A 24,971-nucleotide genomic window follows, 5' to 3' on the forward strand; every position below is an offset into this window, starting at 1 on the left:
CCGTCATCGGCAGCTGTGCGGTGCCGCTGTGTGGCCTGAGTCACCAGTCCTGCGGCCGGGGTTTCAGCAGATCACTCCGTGGTCGGGGCGTCCGGTCCGGGGTAGAAGCCGTTGGACACCTGCCGCCGGGCCGCGGCCTGCTGGTCGGCACCGGGGAGGCCCTGCACGCTGTTGCGCAGGGCCTCGAGGGTGGCGACGCGGTTGTTCTCGTAGACGGCGTCCGCGTCGGCGGCGTCGGGGTTCACCCAGACAGCGGCGATGACGACGTCGTCCTCGCACTGCTCCGGGGCGAGCACGCCCTCGCTGACCGCGTCCGCGACCCCGGCGGCGACCCCCGCCTGGGCGGCGCCCCAGGTGAGGGTGCGGTGCGCGGCGGTCTCCGGCGCGGACTTGGTGACGAAGAGGGTGAACGGCTTCACCGCGGTGCCCGGCTGCAGGCAGACCACGAACGGGGCGTGGCCCTGGGACGGCGTGGCGAGCGCGGTGGCCCAGGCGGTGCCCACCGGACCCAGCCGCGGGCCGAGCACGGTGTTGACGTGGGCGACGTCCGGACCGCTGCCCTGGAAGCTCTCACCAATCAGCACGCGCTCAGTCTCCCCGCGCGACGAGGCCCGACACCGGCAGGGCAGCCTGGACCGGTGGCCGACGACCGTGACCCCTTCATCCGCGTCCGCCGGGCCCGCGAGCACAACCTGCAGGACGTGGACGTCGCCGTCCCGCGGGACTCCCTGGTCGTGTTCACCGGCGTGAGCGGGTCGGGCAAGTCGTCGCTGGCGTTCGGCACCATCTACGCCGAGGCGCAGCGCCGGTACTTCGAGTCGGTGGCGCCCTACGCGCGGCGGCTGATCCAGCAGGTCGGGGCGCCGGCGGTCGAGGAGATCACCGGGCTGCCGCCGGCGGTGGCGCTGCAGCAGAGCCGGGGGACGCCGAGCAGCCGCTCGACGGTGGGCACGGTGACGACGCTGTCCAACTCGCTGCGGATGCTGCTGTCCCGGGCCGGGACCTACCCGCCGGGTGCGCCGCGGCTGGACTCCGACGCGTTCTCGCCGAACACCGCGGCCGGCGCCTGCCCGGAGTGCTCGGGGCTCGGCTCGGTGCACGAGGTCACCGAGCAGACGCTGGTGCCGGACCCGTCGCTGAGCATCCGGGACGGCGCGGTCGCCGCGTGGCCGGGTGCCTGGCACGGCAAGAACCTGCGCGACATCCTCACCGAGCTCGGCCACGACATCGACCGGCCGTGGCGGGACATCCCGGCGCAGGAGCGGGACTGGATCCTGTTCACCGACGAGCAGCCCGAGGTGACCGTGCACCCGGTGCGCGGGCCGGGTCAGATCCAGCGCGACTACGTCGGCCGGTACCAGGGCGCCCGGGCGTACGTGATGCACACGCTGGCGGCGACGAAGAGCCCGACGCTGCGCCGCCGGGTGATGCAGTACGTGACCACGCGGCCGTGCCCGGTGTGCGGCGGCGGCCGGCTGCGGCCGGAGTCCCTCGCCGTCACGGTGGCCGGGCGGGACATCGCCGAGCTCACCGCGCTGCCGATGACCGAGCTGGTGCCGGTGCTGGAGGCCGCGGAGCTGCCGGAGGTGGGTCGCGGCATCGTCGCCGACCTGGTCGCCCGGATGGCGGTGCTCACCGACCTGGGGCTGGGCTACCTCAGCCTGGACCGGACGACGCCGACGCTGTCGCCGGGGGAGCTGCAGCGGCTGCGGATCGCCACCCAGCTGCGCTCGGGCCTGTTCGGCGTGGTCTACGTGCTGGACGAGCCGTCGGCCGGGCTGCACCCCGCGGACACCGAGCAGCTGCTGACGGTGCTGGACCAGCTGACCGCCGCCGGCAACTCGTTGCTGGTCATCGAGCACGACATGGCGCTGGCCCGGCGGGCGGACTGGGTCGTGGACGTCGGTCCGCACGCCGGCGTGCACGGCGGGCGGGTGCTCTTCAGCGGGCCGGTCGCCGGTCTGGCCGAGGTGGAGGAGTCGGTGACCCGCCGGTTCCTGGTCGACCGGCCGCCCGTGGCCCGTCAGCGGCGCTCGTCGTCGGGGGAGCTGGTGCTGACCGGGATCACCCGGCACAACCTGCGCGACGTCGAGCTGGTGCTGCCGCTGGGCGTGCTGACCGCGGTCACCGGGGTGAGCGGGTCGGGCAAGTCGACGCTGGTCAGCCAGGTGCTGGCCGACGTGGTGGCCCAGCACCTCGGCACCCCTCCGGACGAGGAGGAGCACGAGGTGCTCGACGTCGGGGGTGTCGGGGCGCGCGGGCTGGAGCAGATCGACCGGCTGGTGCGGGTGGACCAGAAACCGATCGGCCGGACGCCGCGGTCGAACCTGGCGACCTACACGGGCCTGTTCGACGTCGTCCGCAAGCTGTTCGCCGCCACCGACGAGGCACGGGCCCGCGGCTGGTCGGCCGGCCGGTTCTCGTTCAACGTCGCCGAGGGCCGCTGCCCGACCTGCCAAGGGGAGGGCGCGGTGACCGTCGAGCTGCTGTTCCTGCCCGGCACCTACGCGCCCTGCCCGACCTGCCGCGGCGCCCGGTACAACGCCGAGACCCTCGAGGTCACGCTGGACGGCCGGACGATCGCCGAGGTGCTGGACCTGACGGTCGAGACGGCGCAGGAGGTCTTCGCCGAGGTGCCCGCCGCCGCGCGCAGCCTGACCGCGCTGTCGGAGGTGGGGCTGGGCTACCTGCGGCTGGGCCAGCCGGCGACGGAGCTCTCCGGCGGGGAGGCGCAGCGGGTGAAGCTGGCGAGCGAGCTGCAGCGGGCCCGGCGCGGGCACACGCTGTACGTGCTCGACGAGCCGACGAGCGGCCTGCACCCGGCCGACGTCGAGGTGCTGATGCGGCAGCTGCAGTCGTTGGTGGACGCGGGCAACACGGTGGTGCTGGTCGAGCACGACATGGACGTCGTCGCGCAGGCGGACTGGGTGCTGGACCTGGGGCCCGGTGGTGGCGACGCCGGCGGTCGCGTCGTCGCGGCGGGGACGCCCGAGCAGGTGGCCGGGGCGGACAGCACCACCGCGCGCTTCCTCGCTGGTCGGACACGTGCAGTCGAGGTCTAGCTGTTGCGGTGCATGAGGTTGTTGACAGCGGGGCGGTAGGGGCCGGGACGTAGGACGGGTCCCCGGCGGCAGGATGTGAAGCGCTGACCACACGTCCTGACCGACCCGGAGACCCGTCTTGTCCCACGCTAACGCGCCCTTGACCCCTGCTGGCCGGCTGCGGTTGATCGACCGGTGCGCTACCCGTCCGATCGCGCACATCGCTGCTGAGGCCGGTGTGTCCCGGCAGTGCCTGTCCAAGTGGAAGAACCGCTACGACGCCCTTGGCGAGGTCGGGCTGCTGGACCGCTCCAGCGCCCCGCACGCCAGCCCCACCCAGACCGAAGGCGAGGTGGTAGCCCGCATCGAGGCGCTGCGGCGGGAGAAGAAGTGGTCCGCGCGGTTGATCACCGCCGAGCTCAACGGCGACGGTGTGGACATCAGCGCCGCCACCGTCGGACGGTGGCTGGCCCGACTGGGCATCAACCGCCGCCGCTTCCTGGACCCCGACGGGGACAACAACCGCGCCCCAGGCAAGATCACCGCCCGCTACCCCGGGCACATGATCCACGTCGATGTGAAGAAGGTCGGCCGCATCCCCGACGGCGGCGGATGGCGCGCCCACGGCCGCGGCAGCGACGGTGACCGCGCCGCCGCACGCGCCAAGACCGCCGCGGCCAAGACCGGCCAGAAGGCCGGCTACGTCTACCTGCACTCGGCCATCGACGGGTTCTCCCGACTGGCCTACACCGAACCCCTGGCCAACGAGACCGCCAAGACCGCCATCGCGTTCTTCGCCCGCGCCCGCGCGTTCTTCCGCGCCCACGGCATCGGCCGCATCACCCGGGTCATCACCGACAACGGGTCCTGCTACCGCGCCGGGGCGTTCACCAGGTCACTGTTCGACGCCAGCCGCCACCAGCGGACCCGGCCGTTCACGCCCAAGCACAACGGCAAGGTCGAGCGCTACCAGCGGATCCTGGCCGAGGAGCTGCTCTACGCCCGCACCTGGACATCCGAAGCCCAACGAGCCCAGGCGATCGCGGTCTGGACCGTGCACTACAACTACCACCGACCACACACCGCCGCCGGGAACCGACCACCCGCCTCACGCCTCCACGCCGGCGTCACCAACGTCATGACGAGCAACATCTAGCGCGCTCGGACGACCGGGTACCGGTTCGGCATGGTCAGCCCCATCGACATCCAGAAGGCCCTCGGTGGCATGGACTACCCCGCGACGAAGGACCAGGTCGTCCAACACGCGCAGGGCAACGGCGGCACCGAGGAGGTGATGGAGGCCCTGAAGGGCATCGACGACCGGGAGTACGACACTCCCGCGGCCGTGAGCAAAGCCGTCTTCGACTGAGACGGCCGGGCGCCGGCGCCGCCCCCGGTCGGAGGCGGCGCCGACGCCCTGCCGTCAGCTGCGTCGGCTCACGCCAGGCCCTCGTTGTGCGGCTCGATGCTCGCCGAGGGGTCGACCCCCTCGTCGGCGTCGGGGTGCACCCGGCCCTCGCCGGGGTCTGAACCGGTGCCTGCTGCGGTGTTGCGGGACGACCGTTCGGGGTCGGTCACGTCCGTCGTCGTGGGGGCCTGCCCGATGCGCTGGGCCGCCTCCCCGGTTCCGTGGGTCTCGAGATCGTCGGGCTGGGTCACGGTGTCTCCCCTCAGGCCTGGACGGTCCAGGCGTCCCGGATCCGTACCCGTCGACCTGAGCGGGGACGCACGGGATGTGGGCGGGGCTCAGTGCTGGCCGGCGGCCCGTTCGAGCACCCAGCCCTCGCCCCGGCACCCGTCGGGCAGCGGCGGGAAGCGGTGCCCCTTGACGTCGGTGGACTCGTAGGAGTGGTCGCCGTGCCCCTCGGTGCAGCGGTAGATGCCGCTGCGGGGCACGATCTGGCCGGGGTGGAAGGTCTGCTGGTCGGCTGCCATCCAGACCGGGTACCCGGGTCGCGGGCGCGGCACCCACCGCCGGACTCACCGCTCCTGCAGGCAGCTCGCGAAGGCCGACACCATGAGCGGGACGTCGGCGGCGGAGGCGAGCTCGCGGGCCGAGTGCATGGCCAGCTGCGGCGCCCCGACGTCCACCGTCGACAGGCCGAGCCGGGTGGCGGTCAGCGGGCCGATGGTGGAGCCGCAGGGCAGGTCGGCGCGGGTGACGAAGTGCTGCACCGGCACCCCGGCCGCCTCGCAGCGCTCGGTGAACCACCCACCCGACACCGCGTCCGTCGCGTAGGCCTGGTTGGCGTTCAGCTTCAGCACCGGTCCGCCGCCCATCAGCGGCTGGTGCGCGGGCTCGTGCCGGTCGTACCGGGTCGGGTGCACCGCGTGCGCCATGTCCGCGCTGACCAGCGTCGACGCCGCGATCGTCCGGGCGAAGGCCTGCGGCTCCGACCCGGCCAGCCGGCTGATGACGTCCTCCAGGAACGACCCCCGCGCGCCGGACGCCGACCCGGAGCCGACCTCCTCGTGGTCGTTGCAGACCAGCACCTGGGTGTGCCGGGCGCCGTCGGCACCCAGCAGCGCTAGCAGCCCGGAGTGGCAGCAGGCCAGGTCGTCCAGCCGGGGGGCGGCGATCCAGCTGCCGTCCGCCCCCGCGCGTGCGGCCGGCTGGGTGTCGGCCAACACCAGGTCGTGGCCCACCACGTCGGCCGCGGAGACGCCGGCCTCGGCCGCCAGCGCCTGCAGCAGGCCCGGCTCCGTGCCCAGGTCCGAGCCCCACACCGGCTGCAGGTGGCGCTGCGGGTCCAGGGTCAGGCCCTCCCGCACCGAGCGGTCCAGGTGGATCGCCAGCGACGGCAGCCGCAGCGGTGCACCGGGCAGCTTCGCGAGCACCGTCGTCCCACCGCGGAGCGCGAGCCGGCCGGCGACCGTCAGCTCACGGTCCAGCCAGGTGTGCCACAGCCCGCCGCCGTAGGGCTCCACCCCGACCAGCCGGTAGCCGGCCTGCCGCACGTCGAAGCGCGGGCGCACCTTGAACGTGGGGGAGTCGGTGTGCGCGCCGATGATCCGCAGCCCCGCCTCGGGCACCGGCTCCGAGCCCACCCGCACGGCCACCACGCTGGCGCCGCGGACCGTGAACACGGCGTCACCGGGGGACAGGTCCCAGACGTCCGTCTCGGCCAGCTCGCGGAACCCGCCGGCGACCAGGCGCCGGGCGATCTCCGCCGCCGCGTGCGAGGGGGAGGGCGAGGCGTCGACGAACGCGCGGAGGTCGTCACCGAGGGTCAGATCCATGCGCAGCAGTCTCCCGTACCGTTCCCGGGCCACCCCCGCCCTACCGACGGAGCTCCCCGCATGACCGCAACCACCCTCGGCGTCGAGGAGGAGTTCCACCTCGTCGACCCCGCGACCGGGGCCCTGGTGGCGAGCCCGGCGGTGGCCGACGCCGCCGTCCTCGGGCAGGCCGGTCAGCACGTCCAGCCCGAGATCAGCCAGACCCAGCTCGAGACTGCGACCGGCGTCCTCACCACCCTCGACGGGGTCCGCACCGCGCTCCTGCAGACGCGCAAGGAGGCCGTCGCCGCCGCGCAGACCGCCGGGCTGACCGTGCTGGCCGCCTCCACCCACCCCTCCGCGCTGCTCGCCGAGCTGGTCCTCACCGACGCCCCGCGCTACCGCGTGATGGTGCAGCGCTGGGCCGGCCTGGCCACCGGGCAGGACATCTGCGGCACCCACGTGCACGTCGGCGTCGACGACCTGGACACCGCCGTCCACGTCATGGACCGCGCCCGCCCGTACCTCCCGCTGCTCATGGCGATGACCGGCAGCTCCCCGTTCCACGCCGGCGCCGACACCGGCTACTCCTCCTGGCGCACCGTCTGGTGGTCGCGGTGGCCGGTCTCCGGCCCGCCCGAGCCGATGGGGGACGCCGCCGGCTACCGCGCCGTCGTCGCCGCGCTGGTCGGCACCGGCATGGTCCCCGACGGCTCCCAGCTGTACTGGGACCTGCGGCCCTCCACCCACGTGCCCACCGTCGAGTTCCGGATGGGCGACGTCTGCACGGACCTGGACGACGTCGTCCTGCACGCCGCGCTGTGCCGGTCGCTGGTCTCCGTGCTGGCCCGGGACGAGACGCCGGCGCCCGCCATCCGCCCCGAGGTGCTGCGCGCCGCCCGCTGGAAGGCCGCCCGCGCCGGGCTGTCCGGCGAGCTGGTCGACCCGGTGACCGGGCTGCTCGTCCCCGCCGCCGACGCGGTGCACGGGCTGGTCGACCTCCTGGCCGACGACCTGGACTCCCGCGGCGAGCTCGAGGAGGTCCGCGCGCTGACCGCCCAGCTGCTGACCCGCGGCACCTCCGCCGTCCGGCAGCGCCGGGTGATGGCCCGCACCGGCGACCCCGGTGCTGTCGTCCGGGACCTGCTGTACGTGGGCGGCACCGCGGTCTGACACGTCCCCCCGGGAACGAGCACTCGGAACGCGGCGGCATTGCCCCCGCAACACAGCAGGGCCACAGTGAGCGCCACCCGACCCCGGAGGCCTGCTGTGACCGCTGAACCCACCGCCCCACCCGAGACCGGGACCAGCGACTACCTGGCCAAGCGCCAGCTGCGCGGCGGCACCGCCGGCTGGACGCTGCTGGCCGGCCTCGGCGTCGCCGCCGTCATCTCCGGCGACTACGCCGGCTGGAACTTCGGCCTGGCCGAGGGCGGGTTCGGCGGACTGCTGATCGCCACGGTCCTGATGGGGATCATGTACGCCGCCATGGTCTTCGGGCTGGCCGAGCTGGGCTCGGCGCTGCCGACCGCCGGCGGTGGCTACACCTTCGCCCGGCGTGCGCTGGGACCCTGGGGCGGCTACGCCACCGGCGTCGCCGTCCTGCTGGAGTACGCCATCGCCCCGGCCGCGATCGCCACCTTCATCGGCGGCTACGTGGAGTCCCTCGGCCTGTTCGGCATCACCGACGGCTGGTGGGTCTACCTCGCCGTCTACGCGATCTTCATCGGCATCCACCTCATGGGCGTCGGCGAGGCGCTCAAGGTCATGATGGCCATCGCCGCGGTCGCCGTCGTCGGCCTGGTGCTGTTCCTGGTCGGCGCGATCCCGAACTTCGACGCCGCCAACCTCACCGACATCGTGCCCACCGACGCCGCCGGCGCCTCGGACTGGCTGCCGTTCGGCCTGCTCGGCATCTGGGCCGCGTTCCCGTTCGGCATCTGGTTCTTCCTCGCCGTCGAGTGCGTCCCGCTGGCCGCCGAGGAGGCCAAGGACCCGGCCCGCTCGATGCCCAAGGGCATCGTCGCCGCCATGGCCGTGCTGGCCACCCTGGCGATCCTCATGCTGGTCTTCACCACCGGCGCCGGGGGAGCGCAGCTGATCAGCGAGTCGGCCAACCCGCCGGTCGACGGGCTGCAGCCGGGCACCCTGCAGACGGTCGTGAACTACATGGGCCTGGTCGGCCTGGTCGCCAGCTTCTTCTCCATCGTCTACGCCTACAGCCGGCAGACCTTCGCCCTCTCCCGCGCCGGCTACCTGCCCAAGTCGCTGTCGGTGACCAACAACCGCAAGGCCCCGGTGCTGGCGCTGATCGTGCCGGGCATCGTCGGCTTCTTGCTCACCCTCACCGGCCAGGGCGCGACCCTGCTCAACATGGCGGTGTTCGGCGCGGCCGTGTCCTACGTGCTGATGATGGCCAGCCACATCGTGCTGCGCCGCCGCGAGCCCGACCTGGAGCGTCCCTACCGGACGCCGGGCGGCACCGCCACGACGTGGGTAGCCCTGGTGCTCGCCGTCCTCGCCGTGCTGGCCACCTTCCTGGTCGACCCGCTGGCCGCCGGCCTGACCCTGGTCGCGTTCGGCCTGTTCATGGCCTACTTCGCCTTCTACAGCCGGCACCACCTGGTCGCCTCGGCGCCGGAGGAGGAGTTCGCGGCACTCGCCGCAGCCGCGGACGACGTCCGATGACGGCACGCCGGGCGACGCTGGCCGGCCACACCTACGAGTTCCCCTCCCTGGTCGAGGTCATGGCCAAGGCCACCCCGGCGCGGTCGGGCGACGTGCTCGCCGGCTGCGCGGCGACCTCGGAGGCCGAGCGGGTCGCCGCCCAGACGGTGCTCGCCGACCTGCCGCTCACCACGTTCCTCGACGAGCAGGTCGTCGGCTACGAGGAGGACGACGTCACCCGGCTCGTCCTGGACACCCTGGACGCCGAGGCCCTGGCGCCGGTCCGTTCGCACACGGTCGGGGAGTTCCGGGACTGGCTGCTGGCCCGGGCCGCGGCCGCCGACGAGACCGCGATCTCCGGGCTGGCTCGCGGGCTCACCCCGGAGATGGTGGCCGCGGTCTCCAAGCTGATGCGCAACGCCGACCTGGTCGCCGTCGGCCGGCGGGCGCGGGTGGTCACCGGGCTGCGGTCGACCATCGGGCTGCCGGGTCGGCTGGCGTCGCGGCTGCAGCCGAACCACCCCACCGACGACGCGGTCGGGGTCACCGCCTCGCTGCTGGACGGGTTGCTGCACGGCAGCGGGGACGCCGTCATCGGGATCAACCCGGCCACGGACTCCCCGGCGCAGACCATCGCGCTGCTGGAGCTCATCGACGCGGTGATCAGCCGCTACGAGATCCCCACGCAGTCCTGCGTGCTGGCCCACGTGACGACGACGCTGCGGGCGCTGGAGCAGGGCGCCCCGGTCGACCTGGTGTTCCAGTCGGTGGCCGGCACCCAGGGCGGCAACGAGGGCTTCGGCGTCACCCTCGACCTGCTCACCGAGGCCCGGACGGCGGCGCTGGAGCTCAAGCGCGGCACGGTCGGGAACAACGTCACCTACTTCGAGACCGGCCAGGGGTCCGCGCTGTCGGCCGGCGCGCACCTGGGCGTGGGCGGGGCGCCGGTGGACCAGCAGACGCTGGAGTGCCGGGCGTACGGGGTGGCCCGGCACTACGACCCGCTGCTGGTCAACACCGTCGTCGGGTTCATCGGGCCGGAGTACCTCTACGACGCCAAGCAGGTGATCCGGGCCGGGCTGGAGGACCACTTCTGCGGCAAGCTGCTGGGCCTGCCGATGGGCGTGGACGTCTGCTACACCAACCACACCGACGTCGACCCCGACGACACCGACACCTTGACGTTGCTGCTCGGGGCCGCCGGCTGCTCGTTCGTCATCGCCGTCCCGGGGTCGGACGACGTGATGCTGCACTACCAGTCGCTCTCCTTCCAGGACGTGCTCACCGCCCGCCAGGTGCTGGACCTGCGGCCGGCGCCGGAGTTCGAGGCCTGGCTGCAGAAGATGGACCTGGTGGACGACGCCGGCCGGGTCCGGGAGCTGACCGCCGACGCACCCCAGGCCCGCGCCCTCCTGGCGGCCGCGCGGTGACCGACGCCTTCGACGTGCTGCGGAGCGCCACCCGCGCCCGGGTGGCCCTCGGCCGGGCCGGCGACGGGTTGCCGACCGGGCGGCTGCTGGAGTTCCGGGCGGCGCACGCCGCCGCCCGGGACGCCGTCCACTCACCGCTGGACGTCGCCCGCGTGACCTCCGACCTGGCCGCGACCGGCCTCGACGTCCTCGCCGTGGCCTCGGCGGCGCCGGACCGGGCGACCTACCTGCAGCGACCCGACCTCGGCCGCCGGCTGGCCGAGGGCACCGAGCTGCCCGGCGGTGAGCACGACCTCGCGCTGGTGGTCGCGGACGGGCTCTCGCCGCGGGCGGTCGAGGAGCATGCAGCCGGCACGGTGGCCGCGGTGCTGGAGCGGCTGGCCGGCTGGTCGGTGGCGCCGCTGGTGGTGGCCACCCAGGCCCGGGTGGCGCTCGGCGACCCGGTGGGCGAGGCGCTCGGGGCGCGGATCGTCGTCGTCCTCATCGGTGAGCGGCCCGGGCTGTCGAGCGCCGACAGCCTCGGGCTCTACCTGACCTTCGGCCCGCGGACCGGCCGGGCCGACAGCGAGCGCAACTGCATCTCCAACGTCCGGCCCCCGCACGGGCTGGGCTACGCGCAGGCCGCCGACACCCTCGCCGGGCTGCTGCTGGCCTCCCGTGAGCTGGGGGCCAGCGGCGTCGTCCTCAAGGACGAGGGGATGGCCCTGCCCCCGGGGGCGGGCTGACCGCCGCCCACCAGGTCTCGGTGACGACCACGACGAACCGACCGGCCAGGGCCACGCGCACGTCGGCCAGGAGGTGCGCGCCGAGCGCCAGGTAGTCCGGGTCGCCGTCACCGTCGATCGGCAACCGCTCCTCCGCGCAGGCCGCGGTGAACGCCTCGAGCCGGTCGACCAGCTCGGGCGGGAGCCGCAGGTGGTCCCCGGTCGCCGGGCGACCGTCGGTGTCCCAGAGCGGGCCGGCGCCGTGCTCGGGCCAGAACTCCAGGCGCGGCAGGTCGTCGCGGGTCACCGGCTGATCATGGCGGGTCGGTCCGCCGCGTGGCAGGTTCGACCGGCATGGGGACCGGACAGTTCACCCAGGCCGTGCAGGCGTCGTTCCCGGCCGGGATCACCCTCCCTGCCCCGCTCGCCGAGGCGCTGGACTGGCTGGACGAGCACGGCCACGTGCTGCAGACCCGGACCGGGCCGGTGGCGACGCTGCTGTCCCCGGCCGAGCGGGAGTCGTCGGTGGGCGCGGGCGGCGCCGCGTTCCACCCGGTGCCGGGCGACTAGGGGCACTGGTGGCTGGCCTCCGACGACCCCCGGGTGACCGGCCGGCTGGCCGCCTTCGTGGCGACCGGCGCCGACGGGTCCGAGGCCGGGATCTGGGTCGACGACGCCGGCCGGCAGCAGTTCATCCACCTGGGCTCGGGGTCCGGGTCGATCTGGTCGGGCGTGATCACCGCGGACCCGGTGGACTTCCTGCGGCTGCTGGCCATCGGCTACGACGAGCTGTGCTGGCCCGAGCACCACGAGGTCGGGCCCGCCCAGGCCTACGCCGAGGACGGCCCCGCCGGGGGCTGGGTGGCACCCGCCGCGTTCGGCAGCTGGCTGACCGGCCGGTTCGGCGTGACCGTCCCGGCCACCGCGCGCGAGGTGGTGCCCGTCCCCGACGACCGCGACGGCAACCGGGCCAACGACCCCTTCGGCGCCTGGCTGGACCTCGGCCGATGAGTCCCCGCGCCGCGCGCGGTCGGAGGGGCAGGACGAACACGGAGGAGGAGCGATGCGCCGGGTGGTCGCGTACGAACTGGTGTCCCTGGACGGCGTCGCCGAGGCGCCGGACGAGTTCATCACCGGCTGGGACAGCGTCATGGACGACAACCTGGCCGCGGTCATCGGGACCCAGGACGCTGTGGTCCTGGGCCGGCGCAGCCACGACGAGTGGGCCGGGTACTGGCCGGGCAGCGACATCGAGCCGTTCGCGACCTTCATCAACGGCGTCACCAAGTACGTGGCCACCTCGACACCGCTGACCATCCACTGGCCAGGCAGCACGGTCATCGAGGGCGACCTGGTGACTCTTGTCCGCGACCTGCGGCAGCAGCCCGGCGGCGACATCGGCGTGCACGCCAGCATCTCGGTCACCCAGGCGCTGCTGGCCGCCGGCCTGGTCGACGAGCTGCGGCTGATCATCTCGCCGAACATCGCCGGCCGCGGCCGGCGGCTGCTCGAGGGTCTGCCGGCGATCGCCATGGAGACCCTGCGCACCGCGCGGACGCCGACCGGGCACCTGCTGGTGGACCTGCGACCGGCCTGAGCTGGCACGCTGCCGGGGTGGCCAACAACGCGCTGTCGACGGTGACGGTCTGGTCGGCCGACCCGGCGGCGCTCGCCCGGGTGCAGGCGCAGGTGGCTCCGCGGGGAGCCTCCCGGCGGGCACCCGCGTCGGCGTTCTCGCTGGAGGCCGTCGTCCCCTCCGGCATGGACCTGGATGCCTGGGACCGGGAGCGCGCCGTCGAGATGTGGGGCACCGCCCGGCCCGAGACCGACGCGACCCTGGAGGAGGCCGGCCCCGACCGGCTCGTCTACCGGCTGGCCACCGCCTACGCGCCGCCCTACGCCGCGCTGCAGGCGCTGACCGCCGCCCACCCCGACGTGGTGGTGCACGCGGTGACCACCTGCGAGAGCGAGTACGCCAGCACGGCCTGGTTCGTCCGCGGCACCGTGGTCGGCGAGGAGGAGCGCGAGCTGGACCTCACCGACGAGCAGTGGGAGGAGTGGGACGGCGAGTGGGACCTGCCGGCGTCCTGGTCCTTCGCTGCCGCCCGGGCCCGCGACCTCGGCGAGTGACACCTGAGGGGGCACGGGCGTCGTCCCGGCGCCCGCTCAGCTGTCGCTCGGCGGGCGCCGGGTCAGCTCGCGCCGCTGCCAGACGACCGGCGCCGCAGCCGGGCGACCTGGTTGCCGACGGCCGTGGCGACCGGGTCCACGAAGCGCCGCCGCTGCCAGCTGGCGCGCTGGGCGAGCCGGCCGCGGCGGGTGGTGGGCTCGGGCACGACCTCGAGCGAGCCCTCGCCGGGTGCCGGCTGGGAGGCCACGGCGTCCGCCCGGGCGTGCAGCCGGACTCGGACGTCGTCCGGGGTGTAGGCGCGGCGCTCCCGCTCGTCCCGGGCCAGCACGACACCGGTGGCCGCCACCCCCGCGATGCCGGCGACCCCGAGCAGCTTCCCCACCGTGGCCAGACGCATGACGGGCACGGTAGCGGTCGCGGCCCGGCCCTCTCCTCGGCTGCAGCCTGGGTCAACCCGCCGGAGCGTCCCTCCCACCAGGGTGTGGCCTCGACGGAGGGGCGCCAGGGTGGGTTGACCCAGGCTGCAGCAGCTCGGCCGGGCGGCTCAGCGGCGGGAGGGCAGGGTGAGGACGTCGACGCCGTCCTCGGTCACCACGACGGTGTGCTCGCTGTGCGCGGTGCGGCAGCCGGTAGCGCTGCGCAGCGTCCAGCCGTCGTCGTCGGTGACCAGCTCGTCGGTGTCGACCATGACCCACGGCTCCAGCGCCAGCATCAGGCCCGGGCGCAGCTTGTAGCCGCGGCCGGCCCGGCCGTCGTTGGGCACGTGCGGGTCCTGGTGCATCGTCGTGCCGATGCCGTGCCCGCCGAACTCGGTGTTCACCGGGTAGCCGGCCCCGGTCAGCACGCCGCCGATGGCCGCGGAGATGTCGCCCAGCTTGACCCCGGGCCCGGCGGTGGCGATCGCGGTGGCCAGCGCCCGCTCGGTGGTCTCGATCAGCCGGATGCTCTCGGCCGGGCGGCTCTCGCCCACGACGAAGCTGATCGCGGAGTCCGCGGCCACCCCGCCGAGGATCACGGCCAGGTCCAGGCTCAGCAGGTCGCCGTCGGCCAGGGCGTAGTCGTGCGGCAGGCCGTGCAGCACGCCGTCGTTGACCGAGGTGCAGATGTAGTGGCCGAACGGCCCCCGGCCGAAGGACGGCGCGTAGTCCACGTAGCAGGAGGTGGCCCCGGCGCCGAGCATGATCTCCTTCGCCCACTGGTCGATCTCCAGCAGGTTCGTGCCGACGGTGCTGCGCTCGCGCAGCGACTGCAGGATGTCGGCGACCAGCGCGCCGGTGTCCCGGGCGCGGGCGACCTGGGTGGGGGAGAGGATCTCGATCACGCTGGCCATGTTATCCCGGTACTAGTATCCCGGTCATGGTCAGGTTGCCGCTCACCCCCGACGAGATCGAGCGCGGACGTCGGCTGGGCGCGGTGCTGCGCCGGGCCCGCGGCGACCGGCCCATGCTGGACACCGCGCTCGCCGCGGGTGTCTCGCCCGAGACGCTGCGCAAGATCGAGTCCGGCCGGGTGGCCACGCCCGCCTTCTCCACCATCGCCGCGATCGCCGGGGTGCTCGACCTGTCGCTGGACGAGATCTGGGCCAGGGCCAACCGACCGGCGGACGCGTCGCTGGCCTCCTGACTAGGTTGGCCCGGTGCTGACGCTCGATGCCGCCGTGGACCTCACCCGTACCGGCGACGTGTGGCTGTTCCGGGGCGCCTCGGTCGCCGACCGGGCCATCCAGACGCTGACCAACGCGCCGGTCAACCACGTCGGCATGGCCGTGGTGCTCGAGGACCTGCCGCCGCTGCTCTGGCACGCCGAGCTCGGCCGCTCGCTGCCCGACGCCTGGACCGGCACCCACCAACGCGGCGTCCAGCTGCACGACCTGCGCGACGCGGTCTCCGTCTGGCGGCAGAAGTACGGCCAGCGCGCCTGGCTGCGCCAGCTCGTCGGACCGGCCCCGGACGGCGGCCTCACCCCCGCCATGGAGGACGCAGTCCTGACGACGATCGCGCGGCTGGACGGCCGACCCTTCCCGACCACCCGCGGGCTGGTCCGGGGGTTCGCCAACGGCCTGGTCGACCGGCGGACCAACGCCGAGACGGTGTTCTGCGCCGAGCTGGTCGCCGCCACCTACACCGCGATGGGCCTGCTGCCCGACGACCGGCCGCTGAACTCCTACGACCCCGGCAGCTTCTGGTCCGGCGACCGGCTCGAGCTGGTCGGTGGCCAGCTCGGGCCGGAGGTCGCCGTGGACGTGCCCAGCCGCTAGCTGAGCGAGGCCAGGGTCTCGGTGAGGGTGGCCTCGACGGGGGTCCAACCGAGCTCGCGTCGGGCCTTGTCGCCGGTGGCCTGCTGGTCGAGCAGCAGCGCGCCGCCGAAGGCACCCAGCCGCTCGGTCGTGTCGGCGTCGGAGGTGCCGACGGCCCGCACCCCGGCCGCCGCGGCGATCTCGGCGACCGTCGGGTTGTGGCCGTTGACGCCCAGGAAGGTGCTGCCGGCCGCGCCGTGCGCGAGCGCGAGGGAGTACAGCCGGCCCAGGTCGGCGGCGTGCACGGTGGTCCAGTGCTGCTCGCCGCTGCCGGGCAGCAGGACCGCGCCGTCGTCGTCGGTGGGTCCGCCGAGCGCCGCGGCGATGATGCCGGCGACCTGCCCGTCCTGCACCGCGTAGACGATGCCGGGCTCGACCAGGATGCCGCGCACGCCGTCGCGGCCGGAGGTCACCCGCTCGTCCAGCGGCTGGCGCCAGGCGGTGAGCTCGGGGGCGTCGCGGGGGGTGTCCTCGTCGACGGTGCCCGCGCCGTGCACCCAGACGCCGCCGGTGTGCACGTAGGGCTTGCCGCTGCCCGACAGCGCGCCGAGGACGGCGTCGAGGAACGCCGCGTCGACGTCGGCGCTGGTGGCGTCGCCCGGGGAGGCGGTGTGGATGACCCCGTCGGCGGCCGCGGCCTCGCGGGCCAGCAGGTCGGCGTCGGTCAGCCCACCGCGGACCGCGGTGGCGCCGGCGGCCTCGACGGTCGCCGCTGAGGAGTCGCTGCGGGCCAGCGCCCGCACGGTGTGCCCGTCGGCCAGCAGGGCCGCGAGCACGGAGGAGCCGACGAGTCCGGTACCACCGGTGAGGAAGACGTCCATGTCCGGCCTCAAGTCGTTGCAGGCCGGGACGATTCCCCGACCCGGTAGGTGGTCTGCACCATCCCGCCGCCCAGGACCTCGGTGGACACGTGCTCGAGCGGGACGTCGGCCGGCAGCGGGCCGAACAGGCTGAACCCCTCGCCGATCAGCACCGGCACCCGGGACAGGGTGAGCGTCTGCACCCGGCCACGGGCCAGCAGCTGGCGGACCGTGGCCCCGCCGTCGAGGTAGACCCGGGCGTACCCGGCGGCGTCCAGCGCCGCGACCGCCTCGTCGAGCGTGCGGTGCACGGTGATCCGGGGGTCGGCGGCCGGGTCGAGGGTGGAGCTGACCACGTGCACCGGCTTGCCCTGGTAGGGCCACTCCGCGTGCGGAGCGATCACCCGGTAGGTGCCCCGGCCCATGAGCAGCGCGTCCACCGAGGCGACGAACGGGGTGAACCCGGCGTCGCCGGCCTCGGCGCCGCGGGACTCCAGCCAGCCCAGGTCGTCGTCGGGACGGGCGATGAAGCCGTCGACGCTCATGCCGAGGAAGACGTGTCCGGTGAAAGCCATGCTCGACCCTGGCACGGACCTCCGACAGTTCCCGGTCCTCGCCGGACCATGCGCAGCGGGCCGGCCTCCCCACCCCGACGGGGGAGACCAGGTCGGTTGGGCACCACCTATCCCGGGCGGGTGCCGAACAAGGGGACATGACCTCGCTGCTCGCCCCCGCCGGCACGGAGACGTCCCTCGACGCCGCGCTGCTGCCCGGCCCGACCGCCCTGCACCACCGTCTCGAGGACCGCCTCGGCACGGTGACCGAGCACCCGGCGTGCCTCGTCGTCGTCGGCCTGCTCCGCAAGGACACCGGCTGGCCGCTGGCCTCCGGTGCCCTCACCACCGTCACCGCGCTGCTGGCCGGTGCGCTGCGCGACGACGACTGGCTGGCCCGCGAGGACCACACCGAGTTCGCCGTCGTGGTCAACGGCGGTGCCGCCGCCGCGGACGCCGTCGCCGCGCGGCTGACCGGCGTCGTCACCGGTGCGATCACCGGCCTGCACGCCTGCGCCGGCGTCGCCACCCTCGAGGAGAGCCTGACCGCCCACGAGGTCGAGCGCCGCGCCGTCCTGTGCCTGGACGCCGCCCGGCACCGCGGCCCGAACGCCGTCATCCACTACGCCGGGACGCGCTGACCCGCCCGGCCCACCGACCCCGCCGGCACCGGGGTGCCCCCCACCCCCGGTGCCGGCGGTTCACCCGACCGCGACCCTTGCCCTCGACTCGAGGGTGAGGGTCGTGTCGTCGGGCCTGCCGATCCGGTCGTCGTGCGTCACGCAGACCACGACGCGGCCGGTCAGCGCCGTCCGCAGGTCCCTGACCAGGGCGTCCGCCGTGGGCCGGTCCAGGTGCGCGGTCGGCTCGTCCAGCAGCACCACGTCCCGGTCGGCCAGCAGCGCCCGCGCCGCCGCGAGCCGGCGCCGCTCCCCGCCGGACAACGCCGTCCCGCCCGAGCCGACCGGGGTGTCCAGCCCGTCCGGCAGCCCGGCCACCAGCGGGCCGAGGCCGCAGGCGGTGAGCGCCGCCAGCATCGCGTCCTCGTCGACCGCGCCGCGCGGTCCGGCCAGCGCCAGGTTGGCCCGGATCGTGGAGGCGAACACGTGCGCCTCCTGCGGCAGCCAGGCCATCGCCGCGCGCAGGTCGTCCCCGGTGAGCGCCTCGGCCGGCACCCCGGCCACCGCGTAGTCGCCCGCCCGCGGCCGCAGCGCCGCCATCAGCACGGCGAGCAGGGTCGACTTGCCGACCCCCGAGGGACCGCGGACGACCAGCCAGCCCTGCCGGTCGGCGGTCAGCGCCACGCCGCGGAGGACGTCGGGGCCACCCGGCCAGCCGGCGACCAGGCCCTTGGCGGCCAGCCGGTCCACGGGGACCGGTACGTCCTGCGGGTGCACCGGGTCGGCCGCGACCGGGGCGGTGAGGACGTCATCGAGCCGGCGCCGGACGTCGTCCCAGGCACCGCGTCGTTGCAGTGACCCGACCCAGCCGGTCAGCGGCTCGGCCAGGGCCAGCGGCGCCAGCGCGAGCACCGCCAGCACCGGGCCGGACACCCCGGACGCCCAGGCCAGCGCGGCGGCGACCACCGCGGCCAGGCTGGTGCCCAGGGAGACCGCGCCGTCGGCCCACGCCTGGCTGCGCACGGCACCGGCGGACGCCGTCCGCTGCGCCGCGGCGAGGGCCTGCACCCGGTCGGCGGCCGCGCCGGCCAACCCGTGCGCGCGCAGGTCGACGGCCCCCTCCAGCAGCGTGCCGGTCTCGGTCAGTGCCTCGACGCGCAGCGCGGTCTCGGTGCGCGCGGCGTCGGCGTCCACCCGGCGGTGCAGCGCGGCGACGACGGCGGCCACGGCCAGCAGCACCGCGAGCACGCCCGCGGCGGCGACCGGGGAGAGCAGCGCCAGCACGCCGCAGCCGACCAGCACGGTCGCCGCGGCCACGGCGGGCGGGGTGAGCACGCGGACCGACAGGTCCTGGAGCAGCCCGACGTCGCCGACCACCCGGCCCAGGGCGGACCCGGGGGTGCGCTCGGCGGCCACGCCCTGCCGGGCCAGTGCCCGCCAGACCTGCACCCGGGCGTCGGCGGCCAGCCGCAGCGCGGCGTCGTGTGCGGTGAGCCGTTCCGCCCACCGGGCCAGCGCCCGCAGCAGGCCGAACCCGCGGACCCCGACGATGGCCACCAGCAGGGTCAGCACCGGCGGCATCTCCGCGGCCCGCACCACGAGCCAGCCCGACAGCCCGGTGAGCGCCACCCCGGACAGCGCGGTCAGCGTGCCGGTGCCGACCGCCCGGGCCACCGCCCGCCGCGGCCAGGAGATCCCGGGGGAGTCGGCAGGGGATCCCGTGCCCCCCGTCGCGGCCGGCTGAGGGGGTGCAACGGATCCCTCGCCGCGGCGGGCGGGGACGGCGGCCGGGGAGGGCGCGGCGGTCAGCACCAGCTCGCGGTCGGCCAGCGCGGCCAGCGCCGGGTCGTGGGTCACCAGCAGGACGGTCACCGTGCCGCGCAGGTCGGCCAGCACCGCGGACACCCGGGCGGTGGCCGCGTCGTCCAGGTGCGCGGTGGGCTCGTCGAGCAGCAGCAGCTCGGCACCGCGACGCACCCGCACCAGCGCCCGGGCCAGCGCCACCCGCTGCAGCTCGCCGGGGGACAACGTGCGGCAGCGCCGTCCGGCCAGGTCGCCCGCGCCGACCCGGGCGAGCGCGTCGACCACCAGGCCCTCGGCGACGACGGCGTCCAGCGGGTCGGCCGGGTCGATGCCGGCGTGCAGCCGGAGCTCGTCGGCGACCGTGTCGCCCAGCGTGCGCGGGTGCTGGGGCACGACGGCGACCCGGCCGGGCACCCCGGCGACGGCGCCGGTCACCACGGCCGAGGTGGGGAGGGTGCCGGCCAGCGCCGCCAGCAGGGTGGACTTGCCCGAGCCCGAGGCGCCGGTCAGCGCGACCAGCTCGCCGGGCTGCAGGGTCGCCGAGGTGGCCGCGAGCGCGGGCGTCGTCCGGCCGGGGTGGGCGACCGACAGGCCGTCCAGCAGGATGCGGGCGCCCCGCGGGTCGTCGGCGGGGGTGCTGGTCGGGATGGCGACGTCCGGCGCGGCGAGCACGGCGCGTGCCTCGGCTGCGGCCTGCCCGGCGTCGGCGTTGGCGTGGTAGGCCGAGCCCAGCGCCCGCAGCGGGGCGAAGGCCTCCGGGGCGAGCAGCAGCGCGGTCAGCCCGACGGCCAGCCCGAGGTGGCCCTCGACCAGCCGCAGGCCCACGGTCACCGCGACCAGGGCGACCGACAGCGTGGCGATCAGCTCGAGCACCAGGGCGGACAGGAAGGCCAGCCGCAGCGTGGCCGTCGTCGTCCGACGGTGGTCCTCGCCCAGGCGGGCCAGCGCGGCGGTCTGCTCGGCGGCCCGGCCCAGGCCGGTGAGCACCGGCAGGCCGCGGACCAGCTCGGCGACATGGCCGGCGATCCGGTCCAGCGCGCGGGCGGCGGCCGCGGTCTGGTCGGCGGTGTACTTCCCGACCAGCACCATGAAGACCGGCACCAGCGGCAGCGTGAGCGCGACCAGCACGGCCGAGAGCAGGTCGGTGCCGGCCAGCACGACCAGCAGCACCGGCGGGACGACGACGGTCTGGGCGAACGCCGGCAGGTAGGTGGCCAGCGCCGGGGCCAGGTCGTGCAGCCGGGTGGTGGCCAGCACCGCGGCGGGACCGGTGCCGCCGCCGGCCTCGACCGCGGCCGGCGAGCGGGTCAGCCGGTCGAGCAGGGCGTCGCGGAGCTGGTCCTCGCTGCGCCGGGCGTCGCGGGCGGCCAGGACGGCGCCCACCGTGCCGGCGCCGGCGCGCAGCAGCGCGCCGGCCGCGGCCAGCGCCAGGGCCGGCAGCGGGGACGCGCCGTCCACCACGGCGGCGATGCCGTGCGCCAGCCCGGCGGCCAACCCGACCAGGCCGATCGTCTGCACCAGGGCGACGACCGCAGCCCGGACGACGGCGCCGGTGACCCCGGGTACGCCGTCCAGGGGAGCGAGCGGGCCCCTGCTCACGCTGCGGCCTCGACGTGCTCCGGCTCCGCGGTGAGGCGCTTGCGGAACACCCAGTAGGTCCAGGCCTGGTAGCCCAGCACGACCGGCAGGCCGAAGCCGGCGACCCAGGTCATGACCGTCAACGTGTAGTCGCTGACCGAGGCGGTCGAGACCAGGACGTCGAAGGCCGGGTCGATCGTCGAGGGCAGCACGACGGGGAAGGCCGCGCCGAACACCGTGGCCATCGAGGCCAGCAGCACCACGGCCCAGGCGGTGAACGCCTGGCCCTCGCGGCCGGCGGCCAGCCGCACCCAGGTGACGACGACGGCGACCACGGCCACCACCAGCGTCGCGGCCGTGACCACCCCGCCGGAGCGCAGCCACACCAGGCCGGCCCAGGCCAGCAGCGGCAGCGCGGCCAGCGGCGCCCAGCGCAGCGCGAACGCCCGGGCCCGGTGCCGCAGGTCGCCGTCGGTCTTCAGCGACAGGAACACCGCACCGTGGACGACGGAGTACGCCAGCACCGCGACCGCGCCGAGCAGCGCCGGCCACGACCAGCCGGAGAACGCCCCGCCCACCCGGACGCCGCCCTCGCCGACCGGCAGGCCCAGCGTGGTGGCGCCGAGCGCGGCGCCCAGGCCGCCGGCGGCGATGTACGAGCCGGTGGTGATGACCCGGGTCCAGGCGGCGTCCCAGCGCTCGTCGTGGCTGGAGTGCCGCCACTCGAAGGCCACCGCCCGGACGATCAGCCCGACCAGCACCAGCACGAACGGCAGGTACATCGCCGGCAGCCAGGTGGCGTACCAGCCGGGGAACGCGGCGAACGTGGCGCCGACGGCGGTCACCAGCCACACCTCGTTGCCGTCCCAGAGCGGGCCGATGGTGCGCAGCATCAGGTGCCGGTCCGCGGGCTTGCGGCCGAGCACCGGGATCAGCGCCGCGACGCCGAAGTCGAAGCCCTCGAGCAGGAGGAAGCCGGTCCAGAGCACCGCGACGGCGACGAACCAGAGGGTCTGCAGGTCCATGTCTGTCTCCTCAGTACGCGAACTGGAGGACGTCGTCGCTGGCGTCGTCGTCGGCGCGCGGTGGCGGGTCGTCGTCGTCCCGGTGGGTGCTGCCGCCGCCGATGCCCGGGGTCGGTGTGGTGTCGCCGTCCGTCACGCCCTGCCGGGCGAACCGGACGATCAGCCCGAACTCGACCACCGCCAGCACCCCGTAGAGGACGGCGAGGGAGATCAGCGACGTCCAGACCTCGGTGGCCGAGATGCCGGGGGAGACCGCCTGGGCGGTGAAGAAGTAGACTTGGTCGGCCCGCGGCACGTCGGGGTTCGGGTAGACGACGAAGGGCTGGCGGCCCATCTCGGTGAAGATCCAGCCCGCGGCGTTGCCCACGAAGGGTGCACCGACGGCCAGCAGCGAGCCGTAGACGCCGATCCGCGACGTCGGCACCCGGCCGCGGCGGGTGGCCCACAGCGCGTAGGCCGCGACGCCGGCGGACACCGCGCCCATCCCGATCATCAGCCGGAAGCCCCAGTAGGTGACGGCCAGGACCGGCGCGTAGTCGATCGGCTCGCCGGCCTTGTCGCCGAAGCTCGGGTCGTCGGGGTAGGTCGCCCCGTAGGCCTCGGCGTACTGCTCCTGCAGGTCGTTCACCCCGGGGACGGGGGAGGAGAAGTCGCCGTTGGCCAGGAAGCTCAAGACGTAGGGGACGGTGAAGGAACGCACGTCGTCGCACTCGTTGCTGCCCAGCTTCGACAGGGCGAAGATCGAGAACGACGCCGGGGCCTCGGTCGTGCACAGTGCCTCGGCCGAGCTCATCTTCAGCGGCTGCTGCTGGAACATGAGCTTGCCCTGCCAGTCACCGGTGAGGGCGACCAGCATGAACGCGGCCAGCGAGACGTAGCCACCGACCCGCACCGACCGGCGCCACACCTGGTGATCCACCTCGGTGGTCGGGCGGCCGGCCAGCGAGCGCTTGCGCAGGTGCCACAGGCCGATGCCAACCAGGAGTCCGCCCGCGACCATGAGCGAGGCCACGATCGCGTGGCTGAAGGCGGCCAGTGCGGTGTTGTTGGTCAGGACGGCGAGAAAGTCGACCTGCCGCGCCCGGGGCTCGCCGCTGCTGGTGTCCAGCACGACGCCGACCGGGTGCTGCATCCAGGAGTTGGCCGCGATGATGAAGTACGCGCTGATGATCGAGCCGACGACGGCGGCCCACAGGGCGGCCAGGTGCAGCTTCTTCGGGATCCGGCCCCAGCCGAAGATCCACAGCCCCAGGAACGTGGACTCCAGGAAGAACGCGAGCAGCGCCTCCAGGGCCAGCACCGAGCCGAAGACGTCGCCGACGAAGCGGGAGTAGGAGCTCCAGGCCAGCCCGAACTGGAACTCCTGGACCAGTCCGGTGGCCACGCCGAGCACGAAGTTGATCAGGTAGATGCGGCCCCAGAACCGGGTCATCCGCAGCCACTCCGCCTTGCCGGTGCGCACCCACATGGTGTGCATGACGGCGACCAGCAGTCCCAGCCCGATGGTCAGCGGGACCATCAGGAAGTGGTAGACGGTCGTGATGCCGAACTGCCAACGAGCGATCTCGAGCACGTCCACCGCGGCGGCCTCTCTGCCTGTCGTACGATCGGTCCACTTCTTTCTACGCCACGTAGAAGCTAATTTCTACATCCGGTAGAAAAGACACGGGTGAGTTGACCGACAGGGGGTGTCCGTGGAGTCGCTGGGGGAGCTCGAGCGGGCGGTGATGGACCAGCTGTGGTCCCGCACCGCCCCGGTGTCGGCGGCCGAGCTGCGCGACGCGCTGGCCGACCGGGGCCTGGCGCTGACCACCGTGCACACGGTGCTGACCCGCCTGGAGGGCAAGGGCTTCGTGGCCCACGACGAGGCCCGGCCGCGCCGGTTCGCCGCCCGCGCCACCCGCGAGGAGCACGCCGCCGGCCTGATGCACGAGGTGCTCGGCCAGGCCGCCGACCGGCAGGCCGTGCTGGCCCGGTTCATCGGCTCGGCGTCCCCGGGCGAGGCCGACATGCTGCGCGCCCTGCTCGCCGACAACCCCTGACCCCGTGCTGCCGCTGAGCGCCCTGCTGCTCGGCCTGCTGGCGTTCGCGCTGGCCTGGCCGGTGCCGGTGGTGCTCGGGCGGGCGGCGTGGACCCGGCGTGACCCGCTCGCGGCGCTGGTCTGCTGGCAGGCGGTCGGGCTGGCCGGGGGTCTGTCGATCATCGGCGCGCTGCTGGTGCACGGGCTCTCGCCGTGGGGCGGCTCGCTGCCCGAGGCGTGGTGGGCGTGGCTGCGGCACTGGTTCACCGGCGCGCAGCCGGCCGACCCGGTGCGCGGGGACCACTGGGTGGCCCAGACGCTGGCCGCCGTCCTCGCGCTGGAGCTGGTCGGCGTGCTGGTGCTGTCGCTGGTGCGCACCGCGCGGACCCGGGCCCGGCACCGGGCGCTGCTGGAGCTGCTGGTCGACCCGGTGCCCGGCGTGGACGCGCGGGTGCTGGAGTCCCCGGTGCCGGCGGCGTTCTGCATCCCGGGCGCTCGTCCGCTGCTGGTGCTGTCGTCGGGGATGGTCGCCGAGCTGGCGCCGGGCGAGCTGGCCGCCGTGGTGGCGCACGAGCGGGCGCACCTGGCCGAGCGGCACCACCTGCTGCTGCTGCCCTTCGTCGCCTGGCGCGAGGCGTTGCCGGTGCTGCCGGCCGCCGACCGCGCGCACGACGCCGTCCGGGACCTGGTCGAGATGCGCGCCGACGACGTCGCCCTGCGCAGCCTGGCCGGTGCGTCGTCCCGGCGGACCCTGGCCAAGGCCATCGTCGCCGCCGCCGACGGCGGGGCGCCCCGCGGTGCGCTGGCGGCGGGCGGGGGAGTGCTGACCACCCGGGTCACCCGGCTGCTGGACCCGCCGGCGCCCCTCCCGCGGTGGGCGCGCCCGCTGGCGGTGGGCTCGGCGGTCGCCCTGGGGGGCGGCCCCACCCTCCTGGCTGGCTCTTATAAACATCTGAAGCGGCCGACGAAACTCCTTGTGGAGAACTTGGGGGGGGCGGGGATAATAAACAAAAAAAGATGAAAATAGAACGAGAAGGAGGACAGGAGAGACACAGCAAGGCAGATGATGAATGTACGAAGTG

The 24,971-nt window shown here is 74.8% G+C and carries 28 protein-coding genes; 16 read left to right on the forward strand and 12 right to left on the reverse strand.

The window, feature by feature from the left end; all coding sequences use genetic code 11:
* Nucleotides 1-71 precede the first annotated feature (71 nt).
* Nucleotides 72-584 (reverse strand): formaldehyde-activating enzyme, encoded by a 513-nt coding sequence (fae, locus tag LFA75_RS19605; protein ID WP_225235272.1) that lies wholly within the window; start codon nucleotides 582-584, stop codon nucleotides 72-74.
* A gap of 54 nt (nucleotides 585-638) precedes the next feature.
* On the opposite strand from fae, the gene uvrA reads away from it, so the two are divergent.
* From uvrA to LFA75_RS19620, 3 genes are all read left to right on the forward strand, one after another.
* Nucleotides 639-3,062, forward strand: coding sequence for an excinuclease ABC subunit UvrA (gene uvrA / locus LFA75_RS19610; protein WP_225235273.1), 2,424 nt, complete (start codon nucleotides 639-641; stop codon nucleotides 3,060-3,062).
* Between the two features lie 118 nt (nucleotides 3,063-3,180).
* Nucleotides 3,181-4,197 (forward strand): IS481 family transposase, encoded by a 1,017-nt coding sequence (locus LFA75_RS19615; RefSeq protein ID WP_225235274.1) that lies wholly within the window; start codon nucleotides 3,181-3,183, stop codon nucleotides 4,195-4,197.
* A 30-nt stretch (nucleotides 4,198-4,227) separates the two neighbouring features.
* Nucleotides 4,228-4,410: a DUF2795 domain-containing protein gene (locus LFA75_RS19620; protein ID WP_225235275.1), complete on the forward strand. Its 183-nt coding sequence runs from the start codon at nucleotides 4,228-4,230 to the stop codon at nucleotides 4,408-4,410.
* A gap of 68 nt (nucleotides 4,411-4,478) precedes the next feature.
* Here the strand turns inward: LFA75_RS19620 and LFA75_RS19625 are convergent, their stop codons facing one another.
* From LFA75_RS19625 to LFA75_RS19635, 3 genes are all read right to left on the reverse strand, one after another.
* A complete protein-coding gene (locus LFA75_RS19625; protein WP_225235276.1) occupies nucleotides 4,479-4,700 on the reverse strand; it encodes a hypothetical protein in 222 nt (73 codons plus the stop codon).
* 87 nt (nucleotides 4,701-4,787) lie between these two features.
* The gene (locus LFA75_RS19630) at nucleotides 4,788-4,976 is read right to left on the reverse strand and encodes a YjzC family protein (protein ID WP_225235277.1); all 189 of its coding nucleotides are present in this window, start codon (nucleotides 4,974-4,976) and stop codon (nucleotides 4,788-4,790) included.
* Between the two features lie 45 nt (nucleotides 4,977-5,021).
* Nucleotides 5,022-6,281 (reverse strand): M18 family aminopeptidase, encoded by a 1,260-nt coding sequence (locus LFA75_RS19635; RefSeq protein ID WP_225235278.1) that lies wholly within the window; start codon nucleotides 6,279-6,281, stop codon nucleotides 5,022-5,024.
* 60 nt (nucleotides 6,282-6,341) lie between these two features.
* On the opposite strand from LFA75_RS19635, the gene LFA75_RS19640 reads away from it, so the two are divergent.
* The 4 genes from LFA75_RS19640 to eutC all read left to right on the forward strand — a co-directional run bounded on the left by LFA75_RS19640 (nucleotide 6,342) and on the right by eutC (nucleotide 11,082).
* Nucleotides 6,342-7,433 carry a carboxylate-amine ligase gene (locus LFA75_RS19640; RefSeq protein ID WP_225235279.1) on the forward strand — a complete coding sequence of 364 codons (1,092 nt, stop codon included), beginning with the start codon at nucleotides 6,342-6,344 and terminating at the stop codon, nucleotides 7,431-7,433.
* Nucleotides 7,434-7,529: 96 nt separating this feature from the next.
* Nucleotides 7,530-8,948, forward strand: a complete 1,419-nt coding sequence (gene eat / locus LFA75_RS19645; RefSeq protein ID WP_225235280.1) for an ethanolamine permease — start codon at nucleotides 7,530-7,532, stop codon at nucleotides 8,946-8,948.
* Complete coding sequence (locus LFA75_RS19650) at nucleotides 8,945-10,357, forward strand: ethanolamine ammonia-lyase subunit EutB (RefSeq protein ID WP_225235281.1); 1,413 nt, start codon at nucleotides 8,945-8,947, stop codon at nucleotides 10,355-10,357. The genes eat and LFA75_RS19650 overlap by 4 nt, the downstream gene beginning before the upstream one ends.
* Nucleotides 10,354-11,082: an ethanolamine ammonia-lyase subunit EutC gene (gene eutC / locus LFA75_RS19655; protein ID WP_225235282.1), complete on the forward strand. Its 729-nt coding sequence runs from the start codon at nucleotides 10,354-10,356 to the stop codon at nucleotides 11,080-11,082. Before LFA75_RS19650 ends, eutC begins: the two co-directional genes overlap by 4 nt.
* On the opposite strand, the gene LFA75_RS19660 is transcribed toward eutC, so the two are convergent.
* Nucleotides 11,042-11,368 carry a hypothetical protein gene (locus LFA75_RS19660; protein WP_225235283.1) on the reverse strand — a complete coding sequence of 109 codons (327 nt, stop codon included), beginning with the start codon at nucleotides 11,366-11,368 and terminating at the stop codon, nucleotides 11,042-11,044. The two genes, eutC and LFA75_RS19660, sit on opposite strands and share 41 nt — an antisense overlap.
* A 47-nt stretch (nucleotides 11,369-11,415) precedes the next feature.
* Between LFA75_RS19660 and LFA75_RS19665 the strand changes: the two genes are divergently transcribed.
* Genes LFA75_RS19665 through LFA75_RS19680 form a run of 4 tightly spaced genes read left to right on the forward strand, consistent with a single transcriptional unit; the run spans nucleotide 11,416 to nucleotide 13,191 of the window.
* Nucleotides 11,416-11,631 carry a hypothetical protein gene (locus LFA75_RS19665; RefSeq protein WP_225235284.1) on the forward strand — a complete coding sequence of 72 codons (216 nt, stop codon included), beginning with the start codon at nucleotides 11,416-11,418 and terminating at the stop codon, nucleotides 11,629-11,631.
* A gap of 33 nt (nucleotides 11,632-11,664) precedes the next feature.
* Entirely contained in the window at nucleotides 11,665-12,072 is a 408-nt protein-coding gene (locus LFA75_RS19670; RefSeq protein WP_225235285.1) for a hypothetical protein, read from the forward strand.
* 52 nt (nucleotides 12,073-12,124) lie between these two features.
* Complete coding sequence (locus LFA75_RS19675) at nucleotides 12,125-12,658, forward strand: dihydrofolate reductase family protein (RefSeq protein WP_225235286.1); 534 nt, start codon at nucleotides 12,125-12,127, stop codon at nucleotides 12,656-12,658.
* Nucleotides 12,659-12,675: 17 nt separating this feature from the next.
* On the forward strand, nucleotides 12,676-13,191 hold the full coding sequence (locus LFA75_RS19680) for a hypothetical protein (protein ID WP_225235287.1): 516 nt from the start codon (nucleotides 12,676-12,678) through the stop codon (nucleotides 13,189-13,191).
* A gap of 62 nt (nucleotides 13,192-13,253) precedes the next feature.
* On the opposite strand, the gene LFA75_RS19685 is transcribed toward LFA75_RS19680, so the two are convergent.
* Nucleotides 13,254-13,589: a hypothetical protein gene (locus LFA75_RS19685; protein WP_225235288.1), complete on the reverse strand. Its 336-nt coding sequence runs from the start codon at nucleotides 13,587-13,589 to the stop codon at nucleotides 13,254-13,256.
* Nucleotides 13,590-13,736: 147 nt separating this feature from the next.
* Nucleotides 13,737-14,513 (reverse strand): type I methionyl aminopeptidase, encoded by a 777-nt coding sequence (gene map, locus LFA75_RS19690; RefSeq protein WP_225235289.1) that lies wholly within the window; start codon nucleotides 14,511-14,513, stop codon nucleotides 13,737-13,739.
* A 35-nt stretch (nucleotides 14,514-14,548) separates the two neighbouring features.
* Here map and LFA75_RS19695 point away from each other — a divergent pair, with 35 nt between their 5' ends.
* Together LFA75_RS19695 and LFA75_RS19700 are read left to right on the forward strand one after the other, a co-directional pair.
* Nucleotides 14,549-14,815: a helix-turn-helix domain-containing protein gene (locus LFA75_RS19695; RefSeq protein WP_225235290.1), complete on the forward strand. Its 267-nt coding sequence runs from the start codon at nucleotides 14,549-14,551 to the stop codon at nucleotides 14,813-14,815.
* A gap of 13 nt (nucleotides 14,816-14,828) precedes the next feature.
* On the forward strand, nucleotides 14,829-15,449 hold the full coding sequence (locus LFA75_RS19700) for a hypothetical protein (RefSeq protein ID WP_225235291.1): 621 nt from the start codon (nucleotides 14,829-14,831) through the stop codon (nucleotides 15,447-15,449).
* Here the strand turns inward: LFA75_RS19700 and LFA75_RS19705 are convergent.
* On the reverse strand, nucleotides 15,446-16,309 hold the full coding sequence (locus tag LFA75_RS19705) for an NAD-dependent epimerase/dehydratase family protein (protein WP_225235292.1): 864 nt from the start codon (nucleotides 16,307-16,309) through the stop codon (nucleotides 15,446-15,448). The two genes, LFA75_RS19700 and LFA75_RS19705, sit on opposite strands and share 4 nt — an antisense overlap.
* An 8-nt stretch (nucleotides 16,310-16,317) precedes the next feature.
* On the reverse strand, nucleotides 16,318-16,863 hold the full coding sequence (locus LFA75_RS19710) for a dihydrofolate reductase family protein (RefSeq protein WP_225235293.1): 546 nt from the start codon (nucleotides 16,861-16,863) through the stop codon (nucleotides 16,318-16,320).
* A gap of 137 nt (nucleotides 16,864-17,000) precedes the next feature.
* Here LFA75_RS19710 and LFA75_RS19715 point away from each other — a divergent pair, with 137 nt between their 5' ends.
* A complete protein-coding gene (locus LFA75_RS19715; RefSeq protein ID WP_225235294.1) occupies nucleotides 17,001-17,483 on the forward strand; it encodes a hypothetical protein in 483 nt (160 codons plus the stop codon).
* Nucleotides 17,484-17,543: 60 nt separating this feature from the next.
* On the opposite strand, the gene cydC is transcribed toward LFA75_RS19715, so the two are convergent.
* From cydC to LFA75_RS19730, 3 genes are read right to left on the reverse strand one after another with little or no spacing between them, the layout of a single operon-like run.
* Complete coding sequence (cydC, locus tag LFA75_RS19720) at nucleotides 17,544-20,864, reverse strand: thiol reductant ABC exporter subunit CydC (protein WP_225235295.1); 3,321 nt, start codon at nucleotides 20,862-20,864, stop codon at nucleotides 17,544-17,546.
* Nucleotides 20,861-21,868 (reverse strand): cytochrome d ubiquinol oxidase subunit II, encoded by a 1,008-nt coding sequence (gene cydB, locus LFA75_RS19725; RefSeq protein ID WP_225235296.1) that lies wholly within the window; start codon nucleotides 21,866-21,868, stop codon nucleotides 20,861-20,863. Before cydB ends, cydC begins: the two co-directional genes overlap by 4 nt.
* Before the next feature lie 10 nt (nucleotides 21,869-21,878).
* A complete protein-coding gene (locus LFA75_RS19730; RefSeq protein ID WP_225235297.1) occupies nucleotides 21,879-23,447 on the reverse strand; it encodes a cytochrome ubiquinol oxidase subunit I in 1,569 nt (522 codons plus the stop codon).
* 115 nt (nucleotides 23,448-23,562) lie between these two features.
* On the opposite strand from LFA75_RS19730, the gene LFA75_RS19735 reads away from it, so the two are divergent.
* Together LFA75_RS19735 and LFA75_RS19740 are read left to right on the forward strand one after the other, a co-directional pair.
* Nucleotides 23,563-23,910: a BlaI/MecI/CopY family transcriptional regulator gene (locus LFA75_RS19735; RefSeq protein ID WP_225235298.1), complete on the forward strand. Its 348-nt coding sequence runs from the start codon at nucleotides 23,563-23,565 to the stop codon at nucleotides 23,908-23,910.
* Nucleotides 23,911-23,914: 4 nt separating this feature from the next.
* Complete coding sequence (locus LFA75_RS19740) at nucleotides 23,915-24,910, forward strand: M56 family metallopeptidase (RefSeq protein ID WP_225235299.1); 996 nt, start codon at nucleotides 23,915-23,917, stop codon at nucleotides 24,908-24,910.
* The last annotated feature ends 61 nt before the right edge of the window (nucleotides 24,911-24,971 follow it).

The organism is Klenkia terrae, from assembly GCF_900491935.1.
Classification (GTDB): Bacteria; Actinomycetota; Actinomycetes; order Mycobacteriales; family Geodermatophilaceae; genus Klenkia; species Klenkia terrae.

Excerpts from the sequence above, each read along its gene's own strand:
- LFA75_RS19620 (WP_225235275.1), top strand. The coding sequence starts at position 4,228 with ATGGTCAGCCCCATCGACATCCAGAAGGCCCTCGGTGGCATGGACTAC.
- LFA75_RS19630 (WP_225235277.1), bottom strand. The coding sequence starts at position 4,976 with ATGGCAGCCGACCAGCAGACCTTCCACCCCGGCCAGATCGTGCCCCGC.
- LFA75_RS19635 (WP_225235278.1), bottom strand. The coding sequence starts at position 6,281 with ATGGATCTGACCCTCGGTGACGACCTCCGCGCGTTCGTCGACGCCTCG.
- LFA75_RS19640 (WP_225235279.1), top strand. The coding sequence starts at position 6,342 with ATGACCGCAACCACCCTCGGCGTCGAGGAGGAGTTCCACCTCGTCGAC.
- LFA75_RS19650 (WP_225235281.1), top strand. The coding sequence starts at position 8,945 with ATGACGGCACGCCGGGCGACGCTGGCCGGCCACACCTACGAGTTCCCC.
- LFA75_RS19665 (WP_225235284.1), top strand. The coding sequence starts at position 11,416 with ATGGGGACCGGACAGTTCACCCAGGCCGTGCAGGCGTCGTTCCCGGCC.
- LFA75_RS19675 (WP_225235286.1), top strand. The coding sequence starts at position 12,125 with ATGCGCCGGGTGGTCGCGTACGAACTGGTGTCCCTGGACGGCGTCGCC.
- LFA75_RS19685 (WP_225235288.1), bottom strand. The coding sequence starts at position 13,589 with ATGCGTCTGGCCACGGTGGGGAAGCTGCTCGGGGTCGCCGGCATCGCG.
- LFA75_RS19695 (WP_225235290.1), top strand. The coding sequence starts at position 14,549 with ATGGTCAGGTTGCCGCTCACCCCCGACGAGATCGAGCGCGGACGTCGG.
- LFA75_RS19705 (WP_225235292.1), bottom strand. The coding sequence starts at position 16,309 with ATGGACGTCTTCCTCACCGGTGGTACCGGACTCGTCGGCTCCTCCGTG.
- LFA75_RS19710 (WP_225235293.1), bottom strand. The coding sequence starts at position 16,863 with ATGGCTTTCACCGGACACGTCTTCCTCGGCATGAGCGTCGACGGCTTC.
- LFA75_RS19715 (WP_225235294.1), top strand. The coding sequence starts at position 17,001 with ATGACCTCGCTGCTCGCCCCCGCCGGCACGGAGACGTCCCTCGACGCC.
- cydB (WP_225235296.1), bottom strand. The coding sequence starts at position 21,868 with ATGGACCTGCAGACCCTCTGGTTCGTCGCCGTCGCGGTGCTCTGGACC.